The sequence below is a fragment of the Burkholderia sp. Bp9099 genome, assembly GCF_003857805.1.
In the GTDB taxonomy this organism is placed as follows: Bacteria; Pseudomonadota; Gammaproteobacteria; order Burkholderiales; family Burkholderiaceae; genus Burkholderia.
This window is the reverse complement of sequence record NZ_QTPU01000024.1, coordinates 78,406-98,647: the sequence shown is the minus strand read 5'-3', so window position 1 is coordinate 98,647 and position 20,242 is coordinate 78,406. Positions and strand designations below refer to the sequence as shown.

Below are 20,242 nucleotides of genomic sequence, written 5' to 3'. Positions count from 1 at the left end.
GCACACCAGGCGATGTGCAGCGCAAGTGACCGATGCGCGCTTCGTCGACAGGAACCCGGCCCCGTGCCGGGTTTTTTGTTTTCAGCCCGCCGCCCACTCGACCGCCGCCTTTGCATGCAGCGCGGTCGTATCGAACACCGGCAGCGGCGCGTCGTCCGCGCCGATCAGCAGCGTGATTTCCGTACAGCCGAGTATCACAGCCTGTGCGCCGCGTTTCGCCAGTTCCCCGATGATCGACACGTAGGTCGCACGCGACCCGGCATCGATCACGCCGTGACACAGCTCGTCGTAGATGATCCGGTGCACGTCGTTGCGTGCGGATTCGTCCGGCACCAGCACGTCGAGGCCGAACTTGTCGCGCAGGCGCTCCGCATAGAACGGCAGCTCCATCGTGTAGCGCGTGCCGAGCAGCGCGACGCGCTCGACGCCGGCGGCGCGCAGCGCGGTGCCGGTCGGATCGGCGATGTGCAGGAACGGCAGCGATACGGCAGCCTCGATCGCGCCGTGCACGCGGTGCATCGTGTTGGTCGTCAGCACGACGAGATCGGCGCCGGCCGCTTCGAGCCGACGCGCGGCATCGGCCATCCGTTCGCCGAGCGCGGCCCAGTCCTGCGCGCGCTGCAGCGCTTCGATCTCCGCGAAATCCACCGTGACCAGCACGCTCTTCGCGTTGTGATGGCCGCCGTGCAGCGCCTTCGAATGGCGATTGATCATCCGGTAGTACTCGGCCGACGATTCCCAGCTCATTCCGCCGATGAGTCCGATCGTTTTCATCCGTCACCTGTGCGTTTCATATGTCGTGGCAGACGAGTATAGGGGGCGGCCCGGGCGCGCGGCGGTACGATCCGCGCGAAGCGGACCGGTACGGCATTGCCGGTCGGGGGTGGCCGGCGAGCGGGTGGAGGCGATCCGAGGCGTTCCGGCTGCGCCGGGCGTCGGCCGTCGGCCGAACGCGGCAGCACGCGACAGTTGAAACGGCCACTGTGTTTTTGTACAGTATCGGCACCGTGAATCCGACCATCATCCCGCCTGCCGATCCGCGCGGGTCGCCGCCCGGCGACGCGCCGTCGCGCGTGCGCAAGATCATCCACTGCGACTGCGACTGCTTTTACGCGTCGGTCGAGATGCGCGACGACCCGTCGCTGCGCAACCGGCCGCTCGCCGTCGGCGGCCGGCCCGACCAGCGCGGCGTGATCGCGACCTGCAACTACGAGGCGCGGCGCTACGGCGTGCATTCCGCGATGTCGTCGGCGCTCGCGATGCGCAAGTGTCCGGACCTGCTGATCCTGCCGTCCGCGATGGACAAATACCGTGCGGCGTCGCGGCAGATCATGGCGATCTATCGCGACTACACGCACGACGTCGAGCCGCTGTCGCTCGACGAGGCGTACCTCGACGTCAGCGGTTCGCAGCTGTGCCAGGGCAGCGCTACGCTGATTGCGCGGGAGATTCGCCAGCGCGTGTACGACACGGTCGGCGTGACGGTGTCGGCGGGTGTCGCGCCGAACAAGTTCATCGCGAAGATCGCGTCCGACTGGAACAAGCCCGACGGTCTGTTCGTCGTGCGGCCGCACGAGGTCGATGCGTTCGTCGCGGCGCTACCGGTGCGCAAGCTGCACGGCGTCGGCCAGGTGACGGCCGCGCGGCTCGACCGGCTGGGCATCCAGACCTGCGCGCAGTTGCGCGGCTGGTCGCTGATCGACCTGCATCGCGAGTTCGGTGCGTTCGGCCGGCGGCTGTACCAGCTGGCGCGCGGCATCGACGAGCGGCCGGTGCGGGCCGACCAGGAGCGCAAGTCGGTCAGCGTCGAGACGACCTACGTGACCGACCTGACGACGCTCGAGCAATGCGCGGACGAGATCCGCCGCCTCGTCGTGCAGCTCGACGCGCGCATCGCACGCGCGGGCGCGGCCCGCACGATCCGCAAGCTGTACGTAAAGATCCGCTTCGCCGATTTCCAGCGTACGACGGTCGAGTGCGTGGCCGACGCGACGAACGCGCAGACGGCCGTCACGCTGCTCGCGAAGGGGCTGCAACGGCGCGCGCAGGCCGTGCGGTTGCTCGGCGTGGGCGTGCGCATCGACGAGGACACGGCCGAGCGTCACGGGCAGTTTTCGCTGTTCGATGACGATGCGGACGAGGGGGCTGATACTGACGGCGCTGCCGCTGCCGCTGCCGCTGCCGCTGCCGCTGCCGCTGCCGCTGCCGCTGCCGCTGCCGCTGCCGCTGCCAACGCCAACGCCAACGCCAACGCCAACGCCAACGCCAACGCCAACGCCAACGCGGAAACCGACGCAATCGACCCGAACGACCCGAACGACCCGAACGACCCGAACGAGGCGAACGCCGACAACGCCGCCAACGACAAAACCTCCGCGCCATGAAAAAAGGCACCGCCGCAGCGGTGCCTTTCGACGCAGCCGGACAAGCCGGACAGCGCGCGCTCAGTGCGCGGGCGAGGCCATCCCGTTGTGACGCAGCAGCGCGTCGATTTCCGGCTCGCGGCCGCGGAACGCCTTGAACGAATCCATCGCCGGCCGGCTGCCGCCGACTTCGAGGATTTCGCGGCGATAGCGCGTGCCGGTCGCCGCGTCGAGCACGCTGCCGCTGGCGGCGGCCGCTTCCTCGAACGCCGCGTACGCGTCGGCCGACAGCACCTCGGCCCACTTGTAGCTGTAGTAGCCGGCCGCATAGCCGCCCGCGAAGATGTGGCTGAACGTGTTCGGCCAGCGCGAGAACGCGGCCTGCGGGATCACGTGGTAGCGCTCGTTGATCTCGCGCGCGAACGCATTCACGCCGGTCGTGCCGGACGGGTCGAAGTCGACGTGCAGCAGCATGTCGAACATCGAGAACACGATCTGGCGCAGCGTGCCGAGGCCGCTCTGGAAGTTCTTCGCGGCGATCATCTTGTCGAACAGCTCGCGCGGCAGCGCGGCGCCCGTATCGACGTGCGACGACATCGACGACAGCACGTCCCATTCCCAGCAGAAGTTTTCCATGAACTGCGACGGCAGCTCGACCGCATCCCATTCGACGCCGTTGATGCCCGACACGCCGAGCTCGTCGACGCGCGTGAGCATGTGATGCAGCCCGTGGCCGAATTCATGGAACAGCGTGATGACCTCGTCATGCGTGAAGCAGGCGGGCTTGCCGCCGACGGGTGCCGAGAAGTTGCAGGTCAGGTACGCGACCGGCGTCTGCACGGTGTCGCCGCGCTTGGCGCGCGCACGCGCATCGTCCATCCACGCGCCGCCGCGCTTGCCTTCGCGTGCGTACAGGTCGAGATAGAACTGCGCGACGAGCGAGCCGTCGCGGTTCTCCACGCGGAAGAAGCGCACGTCCTTGTGCCACACCGGTGCGTCGTCCGGCTTGATCCGCACGCCGAACAGCGTTTCGGTGACGTTGAACAGGCCCTTCAGCACGGCCGGTTCCGGGAAGTACTGCTTGACCTCGTTTTCCGAGAACGCGTAGCGCTGCTGACGCAGCCGCTCGGCCGCGAACGCGACGTCCCACGGAGCGAGCTCGGTCAGGCCGAGTTCCTTCGCGGCGAACGCGCGCAGTTCGTCCCAGTCCTTGTCCGCGTGCGGACGCGCGCGCGTCGCGAGATCCTCGAGGAACGCGATCACCTGTTGCGGCGATTCGGCCATCTTCGGCGCGAGCGATACTTCGGCGAAGTTGCGGTAGCCGAGCATCTGCGCCTCTTCGCGGCGCAGCTTAAGCTCGTCCGCGACGATCGCCGTGTTGTCCCACTCGGCCTTGCCGCCGCCGTATTGCGGCCCGAGTTCGGACGCGCGCGTCGCATACGCGCGGTACAGCGTCTCGCGCATCGCACGGTTCTCGGCGTACTGCAGCACCGGGAAGTAGGACGGAAAGTGCAGCGTGAACTTCCAGCCTTCCTTGCCTTCCTTCTGCGCGGCCTCGCGGGCCGCTTCGATCGCATCGCCCGGCAGGCCGGCCAGCTCGGCCTCGTCCTGCGCGAAATACGCATACGCGTTGGTCGCGTCGAGCACGTGGTCGGAGAATGCCTTCGACAGCGCGGCCTGCTGCTCCTGCAATTCCGCGAAACGCGGCTTCTGATCCTCGGGCAGCTCGGCGCCCGACAGGCGGAAATCGCGCAGGGCGTTGTCGAGGATCTTCTTGCGCTCGGCGGACAGCGTCGCGTATTCGGCGCTCGCGGCGATCGCCTTGTACTTCTCGTACAGCGCGAGGTTCTGGCCGACGCTCGACCAGAATTCGGTCACGCGCGGCAGGTTTTCGCCGTACGCGGCGCGCAGCTCCGGCGTATCGGCGACCGCGTTCAGGTGGCCGACGACGCCCCATGCGCGCCCGAGCGGCTCCGTCGCCTGCTCGACCGTCTCGACGATCGCGGCCCAGGTCGCCGGCGTCGCGGGTGCGCTCGCCGTGTCGACCGCGCGGTTGGCGGCATCGAGCAGCGTGTCGAGCGCGGGCGTCACGTGTTCCGGACGAATCTCGCCGAAGCGGGGCAGGCCGGAGAAATCGAGGAGCGGATTGGTATTGGCGCTGGCGGACATTAAGACTCCCTGTCTGTTGCCGGATGAACCGGGGTGAAAAGGGTGAGGCGCGATGCGGCGGCGCCCGATATCGACATTATTGGGGCGCAACGCGCGCTTTCCAATCGTTAGTTTCTAACGAGGCGATTGACGGAGCGCGACGCGGAGCCGGAAAGGGTCGAAAGGGGCGGAATGAAGCGGAGCGCGGCAGTGTGGCAGGGCGCTGACGCGGCCGCGGCGGGCGGCCGGCGGGACGCCGGCGCACGCATGCGCGCCGGCTGGACGGGCGAGAGGGTCGAAGGCGCTCAGGCGGCCGCGGCGGCGCGCTCGGCGGCTTCGATCGTGTTGATCAGCAGCATCGTGATGGTCATCGGGCCGACGCCGCCCGGCACCGGCGTGATGTGGCCGGCGACTTCCTTCACGCCGGCGAAGTCGACGTCGCCGCACAGCTTGCCCGCGTCGTCGCGGTTCATGCCGACGTCGATCACCGTCGCACCCGGCTTGACCATGTCGGCCGTCAGGATGTTGCGCTTGCCGACCGCGGCGACCACGACGTCGGCCTGGCGCGTGTGCGCGGCGAGGTCGCGCGTCTTGCTGTGGCAGATCGTCACGGTCGCGCCGGCTTCGAGCAGCAGCATCGCCATCGGCTTGCCGACGATGTTCGAGCGGCCGATCACGACGGCGTTGGCGCCTTGCAGCGGGATGCCGTGCGCTTCGAACATCTTCATCACGCCGTACGGCGTGCACGGGCGGAACAGCGGCTTGCCCGTCATCAGTGCGCCGGCGTTCGCGACGTGGAAACCGTCGACGTCCTTCTCCGGCGCGATCGCCTCGATCACCTTGTGGCTATCGATGTGCGCGGGCAGCGGCAGCTGGACCAGGATGCCGTGGATCTTCGGGTCGCGGTTCAGTTCGTCGATGCGCGCGAGCAGGTCGGCTTCCGACAGCGTGTCGGGGTACGCATCCTTCAGCGAGAAGAAGCCGTTGTCCTCGCACGCCTTGATCTTGTTGCGCACGTAGACTTCGCTCGCCGGGTTGGCGCCGACGAGGATCACCGCGAGGCCGGGCTGGTGGCCGCGTGCGGTCAGGGCGGCGGCGCGTTCGGCGGCCTGCGCGCGCAAGGTCTTCGAGAGGGCGTTGCCGTCGATGAGGAGGGCTGTCATGGTGGTGGTCCTGCCGGGAAGTTGGAATGCGGGCGTACGGCGCGCGAAACGCCGCAGCAAAACACGGAATTATACCGGTCGCCTGCCGTCGTCCGACAGCGAATACAAGGAAAGCGTCATGGCGGCGGTGCCGGCGCCCCGGGAGGCGGCGCCGTGCCGTGCCGCGCGAGTGGGCCGCATCGCGCGGCGCGGCGGTGCGGCCGGCCGGGCAGGCGCCCGGCGGCCGCGCGCAACGTTCAGGCCTGCTTCTTCGACAGCGCGAGGCGCAGCAGATCGGCGACCGTGTTGACGTTGAGCTTTTCCATGATGTTCGCGCGGTGCGCTTCGACCGTCTTGATGCTGATCCCGAGATCGTCGGCGATCTGCTTGTTCAGGCGGCCGGCGATGATCCGCTCGAGCACCTGCTGCTCGCGCGCGGTCAGCTTCGACAGGCGCTCGCTCGCGGCGCGCTGTTCCTGGACGCTCTTGCTTTCGCTTCGGGCCTTGTCGAGCATCCGCTCGACGAGCTTGCGCAGCTCGGCCTCGTCGAACGGTTTCTCGATAAAGTCCATCGCACCCTTTTTCATCGTCGACACGGCCATCGGCACGTCGCCGTGGCCCGTGACGAAGATGATCGGCAGCGCGGCGTTGTCGGCGATCAGGCGCTCCTGCAGCTCGAGGCCGCTCATGCCTGACATCCGCACGTCGAGGATCAGGCAGGCGATCTGGCCGGCCTGCTGCGCCGGCTGGTACGCATCGAGGAACTGCTCGGCGCTCGAGAAACATTGCACGCGATAGCCGTTCGCCTCCAGCAGCCAGCGCAGCGAGTCCCGTACGGCCTCGTCGTCGTCGACGACGAAGACAGTTTCCTGAGTGGTGGTGACAGGGCTATTCATAGTTCTCCCGTAACGGTATGTGATGCCGATGCCTCGCGCCCCCCTTGGCCGAGATCAGCGGGTTCCCCAATGGGCAGGCTGCAGTGGAATGTCGCGCCGGAAATGCGGCCGTCCGGTTCGACATTGTTGACCACCCACAGACGCCCCCGATGCGATTCGATGATCGAACGGCAGATGTTCAGCCCCATGCCCATGCCGTCGGACTTGGTGCTGTAAAACGGTTCGAACAGGCGTTCGGCGGTCGCTTCGTCGACGCCCGGACCCTGGTCGATCACGCGGACGTCGACGAAACCCGCGTCGATGTCGGCGACGACGCGGATCACGCCGTCCGCCGACGCCGGCTTCACGTCGGCCATCGCCTCGGCCGCGTTCTTCATCAGGTTCACGAGCACCTGCTCGATCAGCACGGGGTCGACATAAATAATAGGCATTCTTGCGAGGATTTCCGTGACGATCCGGATCCTGCGCTTCCTGGCCTCGATTTCGGCGAGCCCGACTGCGTCGGCGACGATGTCCGCGACCCGCGCCGGCTGGCGCTTCGGCTCGCTGCGCTTCACGAATTCGCGGATCCGCTTGACGATCATCCCCGCGCGCAGCGCCTGCTGCGCGGTCTTTTCCAGCGCGGGCTGCAGCGTCTCGGGCGTGCCGCGGCCGCTTTTCACGAGCGCGAGCGTGCCCGAGCAATAGTTGTTGATCGCGGCAAGCGGCTGATTCAATTCGTGCGCAATCGACGACGCCATTTCACCCATCGTCATCAATCGGCTCGTGAACTGCAGCTTCTCTTCCTGCTGGTGCGCGAGTTCCTGCGCCTTCTTGCGGGTCGTGATGTCGGTCGCGATCTGCATCTGCGCGAGGTGGCCGTCCACCCACTGGATGTACTGGCGGCGCACCTCGAACCACTTCTGGATGCTCTCGACGTACACCTCCTGCGCGTCTGCCGTGCTGCTCGTCAGCGCGGCGGCCGGCAGGCCGGCGAACGCATCGACCATGTCGATCGAGTCGGACGACGCCTGCGCGCGGTCGAAGCCGCCGCCCGACAGCTCGAGGTGGCCGTCCGGGCGGATCCCGAACAGGTGGCGGTAGTAGCGGTTCGCGAACAGCAGCTCGGCTTCGTCGGCGGCCAGCACCGATACCGCGGCGTCGAGGCTTTCGAGCACCGTCGTGAAGCGCTCGTGCGCGGCCGCGAGTTCCTCGCGCGCGCGCTTCGGCTCGGTGATGTCGGTCATCGACGACATCCAGCCGGTCTGGCGGCCCGAGCTGTCGATCAGCGGCGAAACGTAGAGGCGCGCATGGAACAGCGTGCCGTTCTTGCGCCGCACGCGCAGTTCGAAGCCCGAGCTCGGTGCTTTGCCGCGCAGCGTCATGTCGAGCTGGCGCTGCATTTCGGGATACGAGTCGCGCGGCCAGTAGGGGAACGGTGCGACCTTGCCGACGAGGTCGGTTTCGTCCCAGCCCGTCATCCGGCAGAACGCGGGGTTCACGTGCGTGATGCGGCCGTGCATGTCGAGCACGCGCATGCCGATCAGCACCGAATTCTCCATCGCGCGGCGGAAGAACGCCTCAGCGTACAGCGCCTGCTGTGCCTCGAAGCGTTGGCGCGTGTGCTTCCACAGGCTCCAGAGGCTCCACAGCACGAAGCACGACAGGCCGGCCACGAGCCACACGAGCGTGTTGTTGGTCAGGTTCGTGAGCTGCGGGAACGCGTACACGCGCACGGTCAGCCCCTGGCCGGGCGGGTCGAGCGGCAGGTCGTAGTGGGAGTCGCGCGGCAGGCGCGGGCGCGTCGACGTGGACGACAGCTCGCGGTTGTTCGAGTCGGTGATCGAGATCTTGTACTTCGACGACAGCTCCTGCGGGATGTCGTGCTTCAGGATCCCTTCGACCGAGAACACCGCGGCGAGCGAGCCGAGATATTCGCGGTCGCCGCGCATCACGGGCGTCTGCAGCGTGATGAAGCCGTTGCCGAAGTCGTCGTAGATCAGCGGCGAATAGGCCTGGCGGCGCGTGCTGCGCGCTTCGTCGTACGCGCCGCGCACGGCGTCCTGCATCTGCGCGTCGCCGGGTTTCGCGAGCCGCTGGCCGAGCAGCGGAGGATGCACGGTCGGCCAGCGCTGCACGCCGGGCGCGGTGTACCAGTTCAGATAGAGGATTTCCGGATGCGTCTGCATCACGTCCGCGACGGCCATCTGGAATGCGTTCTGGTCGAGGCGGCCGGACGCGAGATCGCGCGACAGCGCCTGCAGTTGCTCCTGCGCGCCCGTCATCGACAGGCGGATCTGCTGCTGCGCCCACGCGACGTTACGGAACAGGGTGTCTTCCTGCTGCTGCTGTTCGCGGCGATTGAGGCTCCATAGAATGAGGCTCATCACCACGAGGAACACGAGGATCGACAGCAGCGGCGTCAGCAAATAGGAATTGGACCACCACGGTCCGTGGTGCCAGCGGGACGGCTGCGACTCCGCCGGCGGGCCCGACGGTCGCGCCGAGCGTGCGAAAAGCCGATCGGTCAACATGGCAGGATTGTAGCGCAGCGCAATACATGGAAAACCTATACCGGATATGTTGAACGGAAACGGATTTATGCCCGCGGCGCGTGCCGCAGAGGCCCGCCGCAAGGGTGCAGCGCAGCAATATTCCGCATTACGAGAAAAGATCTCATAATTCGAAAATTCTGTTGCGCGGGGCCGGCGACGCTCATTACAATCCGTCGGAGCTTGCCCGCAGGCCGCGCCGCGTCGTCTGCACGAGAGCGATCCTCACATTCCAGGACCCAGGAGACGAGAATGTCCGCTGTACCGAACGAAGTGATGAAATATGTCGCCGCCGAACGTGACGACGACCCGCAAGAAACCGTTGAATGGCTCGAGTCGCTCGACGGCGTGATCTCGTCGGTGGGCACCGGCCGCGCGCATTACCTGATCGAAAAGCAGATCGAGTTCGCCCGCATGCACGGCGAACACCTGCCGTTCTCCGCCAACACCCCGTACATCAACACGATCCCGGTCGAAGCCCAGGCGAAGATTCCGGGCGACCAGGACCTCGAGCACCGCATCCGTTCGTACACGCGCTGGAACGCGCTGGCGATGGTGCTGCGCGCCGGCAAGGACACGAACGTCGGCGGCCACATCGCGTCGTTCGCATCGGCCGCGACGCTCTACGACGTCGGCTACAACCACTTCTGGCACGCGGCGTCCGACCAGCACGGCGGCGATCTCGTGTTCGTGCAGGGCCACTCGTCGCCGGGCGTGTACTCGCGCGCGTTCCTGCTCGGCCGCCTGTCGGAAGAGCAGCTCGACAACTTCCGCCAGGAAGTCGACGGCAAGGGCATCTCGTCGTACCCGCACCCGTGGCTGATGCCGGACTTCTGGCAGTTCCCGACGGTGTCGATGGGTCTCGGCCCGATCATGGCGATCTACCAGGCACGCTTCATGAAGTACCTGGAATCGCGCGGCATCGCGAAGACCGCCGGCCGCAAGGTCTGGGCGTTCCTCGGCGACGGCGAGACGGACGAGCCGGAATCGCTCGGCGCGATCGGCATGGCGAGCCGCGAGAAGCTCGACAACCTCGTGTTCGTGATCAACTGCAACCTGCAGCGTCTCGACGGCCCGGTGCGCGGCAACGGCAAGATCATCCAGGAACTGGAATCGGAATTCCGCGGCGCCGGCTGGAACGTGATCAAGGTCATCTGGGGCAGCCGCTGGGATGCGCTGTTCGCCCGCGACAAGACGGGCGCGCTGATGCGCCGCATGATGGAAGTCGTCGACGGCGAATACCAGACGTACAAGTCGGAGTCGGGCGCGTTCGTACGCGAACACTTCTTCAACACGCCTGAACTGAAGGCGCTCGTCGCCGACTGGTCGGACGACGACATCTGGGCGCTGAACCGCGGCGGCCACGATCCGCACAAGATCTACGCGGCGTTCCACGAAGCGACCAACACGAAGGGCGCGCCGACCGTCATCCTCGCGAAGACCATCAAGGGCTACGGGATGGGCGAGTCGGGCCAGGCGATGAACATCACGCACCAGCAGAAGAAGCTGCCGGTCGAGCAACTGAAGAAGTTCCGTGACCAGTTCCGCCTGCCGATCACCGACGAGCAGATCGCCGACGTGCCGTACCTGAAGTTCGAGGAAGGCTCGAAGGAGCTCGAATACATGCGCCAGAAGCGCATGGACCTCGGCGGCTACCTGCCGCATCGCCGCGAGAAGGCGACGTCGCTGCCGGTGCCGGCGCTCGACGCATTCGAGCCGCTGCTGAAGGGCACGGGCGAAGGCCGCGAGATCTCGACGACGATGGCGTTCGTGCGGATCCTGAACATCCTGCTGAAGGACAAGGCGCTCGGCAAGCGCGTCGTGCCGATCGTCCCGGACGAATCGCGTACGTTCGGCATGGAAGGCCTGTTCCGCCAGATCGGTATCTGGAACCAGGAAGGCCAGAAGTACGTGCCGGAAGATTCCGACCAGCTGATGTTCTACAAGGAATCGGAAACCGGCCAGATCCTGCAGGAAGGCATCAACGAAGCGGGCGGCATGTGCGACTGGATCGCGGCAGCGACGTCGTATTCGACGCACGGCGAGATCATGGTGCCGTTCTACATCTTCTATTCGATGTTCGGCTTCCAGCGGATCGGCGACCTGGCATGGGCGGCGGGCGACATGCGCTCGCGCGGCTTCCTGCTCGGCGGTACCGCGGGCCGCACGACGCTGAACGGCGAAGGCCTGCAGCACGAAGACGGTCACTCGCTCCTGTGGGCCGCATCGGTGCCGAACTGCATCAGCTACGACCCGACGTTCGGCTACGAACTCGCGGTGATCGTCCAGGACGGCCTGCGCCGCATGGTGCAGGAGCAGGAAGACGTGTACTACTACATCACGGTGATGAACGAGAACTACGAGCACCCGGCGATTCCGCAGGGCGAGCACGTAGCGGCCGACATCATCAAGGGCATGTACGCGTTCAAGAAGGCCGACGCGGACGCGAAGGCGCCGCGCGTGCAATTGCTCGGCGCGGGCACGATCTTCAACGAAGTGATCGCTGCCGCCGACCTGCTGAAGAACGACTGGGGCGTCGCGGCCGACCTGTGGAGCGTGCCGAGCTTCACCGAACTCGCGCGTGAAGGCCACGAGATCGAGCGCTGGAACCTGCTCCATCCGACCGAGGAGCGTCGCCTGTCGCACGTGCAGAAGTGCCTGAAGGACACGCAGGGTCCGGTCATCGCGTCGACCGACTACGTGCGCGCGCTGGTCGACCAGATCCGCGGCCAGATCGACCGCCGCTTCGTCGTGCTGGGCACGGACGGCTTCGGTCGTTCGGACACCCGCGAGAAGCTGCGTCACTTCTTCGAAGTCGACCGTCACTGGGTCACCGTCGCCGCGCTGAACGCGCTGGCCGACGAAGGCACGATCGAGCGCAAGGTGGTCGCGGACGCGATTGCCAAGTACAACCTCGATCCGTCCAAGCCCAACCCGATGACCGTTTAACGCACACGCGCCGTGTGATGCCGCGCGCCGCTTCCGGGAGGGGCGCGCGCGGCCATGGAGACACAAAAAGATGAGTCAAGCGATCGAAGTGAAGGTGCCGGATATCGGCGATTACAAGGACGTGCCCGTCATCGAGGTGCTCGTGAAGGTGGGCGACACGGTCGAGCCCGAGCAGTCGCTCGTCACGCTCGAGTCGGACAAGGCGACGATGGACGTCCCGAGCCCGGCAGCCGGCACGGTCAAGGAAGTGAAGATCAAGGTGGGCGATTCCGTGTCGGAAGGCTCGCTGATCGTCCTGCTCGAAGGCGGCGCCGCGGCGCAGGTGAACGGTGCGGCCGCGCCGGCAGCCGCACCGGCTCCGGCGGCAGCGCCCGCACCCGCGCCGGCTGCGGCAGCGCCGGCTGCCGCGCCGGCCACGTCGGGCGGCACGCTCGAGGTGAAGGTGCCGGACATCGGCGACTACAAGGACGTCCCGGTGATCGAGATCGGCGTGAAGGTCGGCGACACGGTCGAGAAGGAGCAATCGCTCGTCACGCTCGAGTCCGACAAGGCGACGATGGACGTGCCGAGCCCGGCCGCAGGCGTCGTGAAGGAAATCAAGGTCAAGGTGGGCGATTCGGTGTCCGAAGGCACGCTGATCGTGCTGCTCGACGCCGCTGGCGGCGCGCCTGCCGCCGCGCCGCAGGCGAGCGCGCCGGCTCCGGCCGCTGCCGCGCCGGCACCCGCCGCCGCACCGGCACCCGCGAAGGCTGCACCGGCTCCGGCTGCTGCCGCGCCGGCCGCCGCAACGTCGGGCGAGTACCGCGCGAGCCACGCATCGCCGTCCGTGCGCAAGTTCGCGCGCGAGCTCGGCGTGGAAGTCGCACGCGTTCAGGGTACCGGTCCGAAGGGCCGCATCACTAAGGACGACATCACCGGCTTCGTGAAGGGCGTGATGACGGGCCAGCGCGCGGCACCGGCCGCGGCAGCCGCGCCGGCAGGCGGCGGCGAGCTGAACCTGCTGCCGTGGCCGAAGGTCGACTTCTCGAAGTTCGGCCCGTTCGAGGCGAAGCCGCTGTCGCGCATCAAGAAGATCTCGGGCGCGAACCTGCATCGCAACTGGGTGATGATCCCGCACGTCACGAACAACGACGAAGCGGACATCACCGAGCTCGAAGCGCTGCGCGTGCAGCTGAACAAGGAGCACGAGAAGGCGGGCGTGAAGTTCACGATGCTCGCGTTCGTGATCAAGGCGGTCGTCGCCGCGCTGAAGAAGTTCCCGACCTTCAACGCGAGCCTCGACGGCGACAACCTGGTGTTCAAGCAGTACTACCACGTCGGTTTTGCCGCTGACACGCCGAACGGCCTCGTCGTGCCGGTGATCCGCGACGCGGACAAGAAGGGCCTCGTCGACATCGCGAAGGAAATGGCCGAGCTGTCGAAGGCCGCGCGCGACGGCAAGCTGAAGCCGGACCAGATGCAGGGCGGCTGCTTCTCGATCTCGTCGCTCGGCGGGATCGGCGGCACCAACTTCACGCCGATCATCAACGCCCCGGAAGTCGCGATCCTCGGGTTGTCGCGCGGGCAGATGAAGCCGGTGTGGGACGGCAAGCAGTTCGTGCCTCGGCTCACGCTGCCGCTGTCGCTGTCGTATGACCATCGCGTCATCGATGGCGCGGAAGCCGCGCGGTTCAATGCGTATCTCGGCGCGTTGCTGGCCGATTTCCGTCGCATCATTCTTTGATGAGCGTGGGAGTGGCTCGCGGGGGCGTGGGGTTGATGTCTGTGATCCTCGCCCTGTCGTTGAACCTGTTTCGCTAATGGTCTGCTAGCGTCGCCCCTGCGCGGGGCGGCGGTCACTTTTCTTTGTCCCACAGGGACTACCTTCGGGTCGTCTTCCAAAGAAAAGTAACCAAAAGAAAGGCGCGTCCTTGGGCGGACGGCAAAGGTGGTCCTGCCCAGGTTCGCGTTCTTTTGTCAGGCCGTAGTCGGTTCTTGCGGGTTTCTCCCCCTCTGTCTGCAGCTAATCAAGAAGGGGACAGTAATGAGTCTCATCGAAGTCAAGGTTCCGGATATCGGCGATTTCAGCGGCGTCGATGTCATCGAAGTCAACGTGAAGCCGGGCGACGTGATCGAAAAAGAGCAGACGCTCATCACGCTCGAATCGGACAAAGCCTCCATGGAAGTGCCCAGCGACGTCGCCGGCACGGTCAAGGAAGTCAAGGTCAAGGCCGGCGAGAAAGTCTCGCAAGGCACCGTGATCGCCATCGTCGAAGCAGCGGCAGGCGCAGCCGCGCCCGCGAAAGCAGCCGAACCCGCAAAGGCCGCAGCACCGGCTCCGGCCGCCGCGCCCGCCGCCGCCCCGGCCGTCGCTCCGCAAGCCGGCAGCTACAGCGGCTCCGCCGACATCGAATGCGACATGCTCGTGCTCGGTGCCGGCCCCGGCGGCTACTCGGCCGCATTCCGCGCAGCCGACCTCGGCATGAAGACGGTGCTCGTCGAACGTTACTCGACGCTCGGCGGCGTCTGCCTGAACGTCGGCTGCATCCCGTCGAAGGCGCTGCTGCACACGGCGCTCGTCATCGACGAAGCCGCGGCGCTCGCGTCGCACGGCATCTCGTTCGGCAAGCCGGAAGTCGATCTCGACAAGCTGCGCGACTTCAAGGGCGGCGTCGTCAAGAAGCTGACGACGGGCCTCGCCGGCATGGCGAAGGCGCGCAAGGTCGAAGTGGTCACCGGCGTCGGCGCGTTCGTCGATCCGTATCACATGGAAGTGCAGGGCGAGAACGGCAAGAAGGTCGTCAAGTTCAAGCAGGCAATCATCGCCGCCGGCTCGCAGGCCGTGAAGCTGCCGTTCATGCCGGAAGACCCGCGCGTCGTCGATTCGACGGGCGCCCTCGAACTGCGCCAGCTGCCCAAGCGCATGCTCGTGATCGGCGGCGGCATCATCGGCCTCGAAATGGCGACGGTGTATGCGACGCTCGGCGCCGAGATCGACGTCGTCGAAATGATGGACGGCCTGATGATGGGCGCGGACCGCGATCTCGTGAAGGTCTGGGAAAAGTACAACGCGAAGCGCTTCGGCAACGTGATGCTGAAGACCAAGACGGTCGGCGCGGAAGCGAAGGAAGACGGCATCTACGTGAAGTTCGAGGGCGAGAAGGCGCCGGCGGAAGCGCAGCGCTACGACCTCGTGCTGGTGGCGGTGGGCCGCAGCCCGAACGGCAAGAAGATCGGTGCCGACAAGGCAGGCGTCGCGGTCACCGACCGCGGCTTCATCGACGTCGACAAGCAGATGCGCACGAACGTCCCGCACATCTTCGCGATCGGCGACATCGTTGGCCAGCCGATGCTCGCGCACAAGGCCGTGCATGAAGGCCACGTCGCAGCGGAAGCCGCGCACGGCGAAAAGGCGTACTTCGACGCGCTGCAGATCCCGTCGGTGGCGTACACCGATCCGGAAGTGGCGTGGGCCGGCAAGACGGAAGACCAGTGCAAGGCCGAAGGCATCAAGTACGGCAAGGCCGTGTTCCCGTGGGCCGCATCGGGCCGCGCGATCGCGAACGGCCGCGACGAAGGCTTCACGAAACTGATCTTCGACGAGGAAACCCATCGCGTGATCGGCGGCGGGATCGTCGGCCTGAACGCGGGCGACCTGATCAGCGAAGTGTGTCTCGCCGTCGAGATGGGCGCGGACGCGGAAGATATCGGCAAGACGATCCATCCGCACCCGACGCTCGGCGAATCGGTCGGCATGGCCGCGGAACTGTACGAAGGCGTCTGTACGGACCTGCCGCCGCAACGCAAGAAGTAACGCGATCGGCTCGGCCGGCCTCGCGCCGGCCACGAAAAACGCCGCCGCCCGGGATACCCGGACGGCGGCGTTTTCTTTTGCCCGCGGCCGACGGCAGTGCCCGGTCCGTGCTGCGCCATCGCACCAGCGCCACCGGGATGCCCGGATGTTCCGTCGCTGGAAACAAAAAAGCCGCGCAGTGCGCGGCTTTGTCAGGAGCAGGGGACGCTTACGCGGCCGGCTTGCTCGAACGGCGCGATGCAGCAGCGCTCGCAGCCTTCGTCGCGACAGCGGCAGCCGCGTTGAAGTTCGTTTCGGCGATCTCGACGGCTTGCTTGGCAGCCTTCTGGACCGTTTCGTACGTCGTGTTCGCAGCGTTCAGTGCCGACTTCAGTGCGGCGACAGCCGTTTCCGAACCGGCCGGAGCGTTCTTCGCGACGTTGTCGACGAGTGCCTGGACCTTCTTGTTCTGCTCTTCGAATTGCGCTTCGGCAACCTTCGCGAACTCGGCTTGCGTCGACGACGCGATTTCATACAGGTGACGGCTGTACGACAGCACCTTTTCCGCGACCGGCTGCGACAGGCTCGCTTGCAGCGCGATCAGTTCCTGTGCGTCCTTCACCGACAGCAGGCGCTGCGCGTTTTCCTGGCTTTCGGTCAGCGTCGACTTCACGACCTGCAGGTTGAGTTCGATCAGCTTTTCGACGCCTTCGAACGCCTTGGTCGTCAGACCGAACAGGCTTTCGAGGTTGGCTTTCTGTGCGGCGGCGATTTGCTCGGGGGTCAGCAAGGACATGTCAAGCTCCTGAAAAGCGATCACGTCGATCGCAGGGATAAAGGGCACTACGATGGGGAACCTCGGCGCCGCGTGCTTTGTGCAACGCAGCAATGAGTCATATTTTAGGGCAGAGAAAAGTCTTGTCAAGCACTTTTTGTGCATTGCACAATCACGACAAATTATCGATAAAACAACGGGTTATCGCGGCCGGTTCGGAATCGGTTTCAGACGTGTTCCCACATGGTGCGCACTTGGCCGGGGCAGGCGCGCCGCACCGTGATCATGCACAGGTAAACCTGACAGGCATGTGGAACGTTATGCTTCTGTTCCTGTCGAAAAGCGCGCCGTTTCGCGATGCGCATGCCGTGGCGATGTGCCGCCGCCGCGGTCAAGACCGGTGCCTGGTACACCGAACGCCGGATACGTACTTTCCCCGCTTTAATTCGTCGCCAAAGTGACGTTATCTCAATTAACCGCGTGGTAATTCGGGAGACGGGTACTGTCGGGCGGCGCATCCCATGAATTTTTTCGATGGGAGCGCGAGGGTTGATCGAGTCATCGTTGGTCGACCCTTACATTCCGGTTTAACGACGATCGGTAAGTGCCTAATATTGCTCTTTTTTTCAGCTTTAACTACACTTGCGGAAACCCCGCCCGCTTTGTCCAGACCCCAATGAAAGCCGAATCGTTTTCACCGCGCAGATTGTTGCAGAGCATGACGCTCGGCACGGCTGTGTCGGTCGCCGTCGCCTTGCTGGCGACCGCCGCGTCCGTCGCGCCCGCTGACGCCTTTGCCGCCACTGCGAAGACCCACCAGGCCGCCAAGAAAGCCGCTTCCACTTCTTCGGAAAAGAAGCGGACGGTGAAGGCCGCCTCCGCGAAATCCGCCAACGTCGCGTCGGCCGATGCGCCGAAGGCATCGCGCAAGCGCGCGACGCTCGCGTCGAACGTGCACGGCCATCGCGGCGCGGTGCGCAAGGTCGCGTTCCAGCCGCGTCGCCCGACGGTCGGCCAGGCATTCGGCCTGCACGACACGCCGGACGCGCTCGCGCTGCGCTCGAGCGTCGCGTACGTCGTCGACCAGAACACCGGCGAGCCGCTGTTCGACAAGAATTCGCTCGCCGTCGTGCCGATCGCATCGATCTCGAAGCTGATGACGGCGATGGTCGTGCTCGACTCGAAGTCACCGATGACCGACCAGATCGAAGTCACCGACGAAGACCGCGACTACGAGAAGGGCACGGGTTCGCGCCTGTCGGTCGGCTCGGTGCTGTCGCGCGAGGACATGCTGCACATCGCGCTGATGGCGTCGGAAAACCGCGCGGCCGCCGCGCTGTCGCGCTACTACCCGGGCGGCCGTCCGGCGTTCATCGCCGCGATGAACGCGAAGGCGAAGTCGCTGGGCATGAACGACACCCACTTCGAGAATTCGACGGGCCTGTCGAGCTCGAATGTGTCGAGCGCACGCGACCTCGTGAAGATGGTCAACGCGGCGTACCAGTACCCGATGATCCGACAGTTCTCGACCGACCGCACGTACGACGTCAATACGGGCAAGCGCAACCTGGTCTACAACAGCACGAACGCGCTGATCCGCGGCAACGGCTCGTGGGACATCGGTCTGCAGAAGACGGGTTTCATCAACGAGGCGGGCGAATGCCTCGTGATGCAGGCGACGATCCATGGCCGGCCGATGGTGATGGTGCTGCTGGATTCGTTCGGCAAGTATTCGCGCTTCGCCGACGCGGCACGCCTGCGCAACTGGCTCGACGCCGGCGGCGGCGAGCGCCTGACGGCCGCCAATACGGCGAACGGCGGCACCTGAGCGTGTCACGGCGGTTCGCGCCGTGCCGATCGCCGCAAAGAAAAAGCCCCGCGATGCGGGGCTTTTTTTCATCTGGCGCCATGCGGCGGGCGGCGCGGCTCACGCGTGCCGTTGCAGCCCTTCGGCATCCTTCGTGGGCGCGGGCCGGTAGCCGAGCGATTCCGAGATGGTCAGCGCGGTGCGGCTCAGCTGGCCGAGCCACGCGTCCTGCAGGCGGTCCGCCGGGGCCGACAGCGACAGGCCCGCGACGAGCTTGCCCGAGTCGTCGTAGATGCCGGCCGCGATGCAGCGCACGCCCAGCTCCAGTTCCTCGTTGTCCCGCGCGCACGATTGCTGGCGCACGAGTGTCAGCTCGCGCTCGAGCTTCGCGATGTCGGTGATGCTGTTCTGCGTATGGCCGGACAGCCCGGTGCGCGTCGCATAGGCGCGCACGCGCGAGGTTTCGTCGACCGCGAGAAACAGCTTGCCGACCGACGTCAGATGCAGCGGCGCGCGGCCGCCGATTGCGCGGACGACCTGCATCCCCGAGCGCTCGGAATACGCGCGCTCGATATAGACGATTTCGTCGCCCTGACGCACCGACAGGTTCACGGTCTGGCCGGTCAGGCGATGCAATTCGCGCATCGGCATCAGCGCAGCGTCGCGTACCGACAGGCGCGCCTTCACGAGGTTGCCGAGTTCGAGCAGCCGCATGCCGAGCCGGTAGGTGCCGGGATCGGAGCGGTCGACGAGGCGGCAGGTCACCATGTCGTTGAGGATGCGGTGTGCGGTCGACGGATGCAGCTCCGTGCGCTGCGCAAGCTCTTTCAGGCTGACGGGGTCGCTGTGCGCGGCGAGCGCGTCCAGCAGCCGCATCATGCGTTCGATCACCTGGATCGACGTTTTGGAATCCGGGGTGGGTTGGCTCATGTCGGGGGAGAATCGGTTGACGCGTCAAGCGGTGTTGCGTCGATTGTATCTCGTATCGTGAAAAAAGCGAACGCCGTTCGAGGAAGTCCTCGTTTCCGGCATCGCGCACTTGCGCGCGCGCCGGCGTTGGTCTTGCCGGCCAAACGGCGGATAATGAGAGCCGTTTTCTCGAAGGAGCGCGTATGCGAGTCGGTTTGTTCGTGACCTGCCTGGTCGACCTGATGCGTCCGGAAATCGGCTTTTCCGCGCTGAAACTGATTCGCGAAGCCGGCTACGAGGTGTTCGTGCCGCCCGCGCAAACCTGCTGCGGCCAGCCGGCCTACAACTCGGGCGACCGCGCGCTCGCACGGGATCTCGCCGAAAAGACGCTGCGCGAGTTCGAGCAGTTCGATTACGTCGTCGCGCCGTCGGGCTCGTGTGGCGGCATGATCCGCGCGCACTACGGCGACCTGTTCCGCGACGACCCCGAACTGATGGGGCGCTATGCGCGATTCCAGCAGAAAGTCTACGAACTGACCGATTTCCTCGCGAACGTCGCGAAGGTGACGCTCGCCCCCGGCGAATTCACGGGGCCCGTCACCTATCACGACTCATGCTCGGGCCTGCGCGAGCTCGGCGTGAAGGCGCAGCCGCGCGCGCTGCTCGCGCAGCGCGGCGTGGCCGTCACCGAGATGAAGGACTGCGAGCACTGCTGCGGCTTCGGCGGCACGTTCGCGGTCAAGTACGGCGACATTTCGGCGGCCATCGCGGACGAAAAGTGCGCGAACGTGCGCGCGTCCGGTGCGGGCGCCGTCGTGCTCGGCGATCTCGGCTGCATGCTGAACATCGAAGGGCGGTTGCGCCGCACGGGCGACCGCGACACCCGCGTGCTGCACGTCGCGCAGGTGCTGGCGGGCGACGTCTGACGCCCGGTTCCCGCTTACTTTTCC

General features: G+C 66.1%; 13 protein-coding genes. 6 read left to right on the top strand and 7 right to left on the bottom strand.

The window, feature by feature from the left end; translation table 11 throughout:
- Positions 1 to 81 precede the first annotated feature (81 nt).
- Positions 82 to 774: an aspartate/glutamate racemase family protein gene (locus DIE17_RS26555; RefSeq protein ID WP_124488321.1), complete on the bottom strand. Its 693-nt coding sequence runs from the start codon at positions 772 to 774 to the stop codon at positions 82 to 84.
- A 209-nt stretch (positions 775 to 983) separates the two neighbouring features.
- On the opposite strand from DIE17_RS26555, the gene dinB reads away from it, so the two are divergent.
- Positions 984 to 2,384 (top strand): DNA polymerase IV, encoded by a 1,401-nt coding sequence (gene dinB / locus DIE17_RS26550; protein ID WP_260439264.1) that lies wholly within the window; start codon positions 984 to 986, stop codon positions 2,382 to 2,384.
- Between the two features lie 60 nt (positions 2,385 to 2,444).
- Here dinB and DIE17_RS26540 read toward each other — a convergent pair whose 3' ends face one another.
- The 4 genes from DIE17_RS26540 to fixL form a co-directional block, all read right to left on the bottom strand.
- Positions 2,445 to 4,532: a M3 family metallopeptidase gene (locus tag DIE17_RS26540; RefSeq protein ID WP_124522159.1), complete on the bottom strand. Its 2,088-nt coding sequence runs from the start codon at positions 4,530 to 4,532 to the stop codon at positions 2,445 to 2,447.
- A 284-nt stretch (positions 4,533 to 4,816) separates the two neighbouring features.
- Positions 4,817 to 5,674: a bifunctional methylenetetrahydrofolate dehydrogenase/methenyltetrahydrofolate cyclohydrolase FolD gene (gene folD, locus DIE17_RS26535; RefSeq protein WP_124522157.1), complete on the bottom strand. Its 858-nt coding sequence runs from the start codon at positions 5,672 to 5,674 to the stop codon at positions 4,817 to 4,819.
- Positions 5,675 to 5,910: 236 nt separating this feature from the next.
- Positions 5,911 to 6,549 (bottom strand): oxygen response regulator transcription factor FixJ, encoded by a 639-nt coding sequence (fixJ, locus tag DIE17_RS26530; protein ID WP_006493245.1) that lies wholly within the window; start codon positions 6,547 to 6,549, stop codon positions 5,911 to 5,913.
- Positions 6,546 to 9,062 carry an oxygen sensor histidine kinase FixL gene (gene fixL / locus DIE17_RS26525; protein WP_124522156.1) on the bottom strand — a complete coding sequence of 839 codons (2,517 nt, stop codon included), beginning with the start codon at positions 9,060 to 9,062 and terminating at the stop codon, positions 6,546 to 6,548. Before fixL ends, fixJ begins: the two co-directional genes overlap by 4 nt.
- A 270-nt stretch (positions 9,063 to 9,332) precedes the next feature.
- On the opposite strand from fixL, the gene aceE reads away from it, so the two are divergent.
- The 3 genes from aceE to lpdA all read left to right on the top strand — a co-directional run bounded on the left by aceE (position 9,333) and on the right by lpdA (position 15,822).
- On the top strand, positions 9,333 to 12,029 hold the full coding sequence (gene aceE / locus DIE17_RS26520) for a pyruvate dehydrogenase (acetyl-transferring), homodimeric type (protein ID WP_044849249.1): 2,697 nt from the start codon (positions 9,333 to 9,335) through the stop codon (positions 12,027 to 12,029).
- Between the two features lie 70 nt (positions 12,030 to 12,099).
- Positions 12,100 to 13,752, top strand: a complete 1,653-nt coding sequence (gene aceF / locus DIE17_RS26515; protein ID WP_124488316.1) for a dihydrolipoyllysine-residue acetyltransferase — start codon at positions 12,100 to 12,102, stop codon at positions 13,750 to 13,752.
- Between the two features lie 300 nt (positions 13,753 to 14,052).
- On the top strand, positions 14,053 to 15,822 hold the full coding sequence (gene lpdA / locus DIE17_RS26510; RefSeq protein ID WP_124488315.1) for a dihydrolipoyl dehydrogenase: 1,770 nt from the start codon (positions 14,053 to 14,055) through the stop codon (positions 15,820 to 15,822).
- A gap of 208 nt (positions 15,823 to 16,030) precedes the next feature.
- Here lpdA and DIE17_RS26505 read toward each other — a convergent pair whose 3' ends face one another.
- Positions 16,031 to 16,597: a phasin family protein gene (locus DIE17_RS26505; RefSeq protein WP_044848197.1), complete on the bottom strand. Its 567-nt coding sequence runs from the start codon at positions 16,595 to 16,597 to the stop codon at positions 16,031 to 16,033.
- A gap of 655 nt (positions 16,598 to 17,252) precedes the next feature.
- Between DIE17_RS26505 and pbpG the strand changes: the two genes are divergently transcribed.
- The gene (gene pbpG, locus DIE17_RS26500) at positions 17,253 to 18,404 is read left to right on the top strand and encodes a D-alanyl-D-alanine endopeptidase (RefSeq protein ID WP_044848196.1); all 1,152 of its coding nucleotides are present in this window, start codon (positions 17,253 to 17,255) and stop codon (positions 18,402 to 18,404) included.
- Positions 18,405 to 18,503: 99 nt separating this feature from the next.
- Here the strand turns inward: pbpG and DIE17_RS26495 are convergent, their stop codons facing one another.
- Entirely contained in the window at positions 18,504 to 19,313 is an 810-nt protein-coding gene (locus tag DIE17_RS26495; protein ID WP_124488314.1) for an IclR family transcriptional regulator, read from the bottom strand.
- A gap of 182 nt (positions 19,314 to 19,495) precedes the next feature.
- Here DIE17_RS26495 and DIE17_RS26490 point away from each other — a divergent pair, with 182 nt between their 5' ends.
- Positions 19,496 to 20,218: a (Fe-S)-binding protein gene (locus DIE17_RS26490; protein WP_044848195.1), complete on the top strand. Its 723-nt coding sequence runs from the start codon at positions 19,496 to 19,498 to the stop codon at positions 20,216 to 20,218.
- Positions 20,219 to 20,242 lie beyond the last annotated feature (24 nt).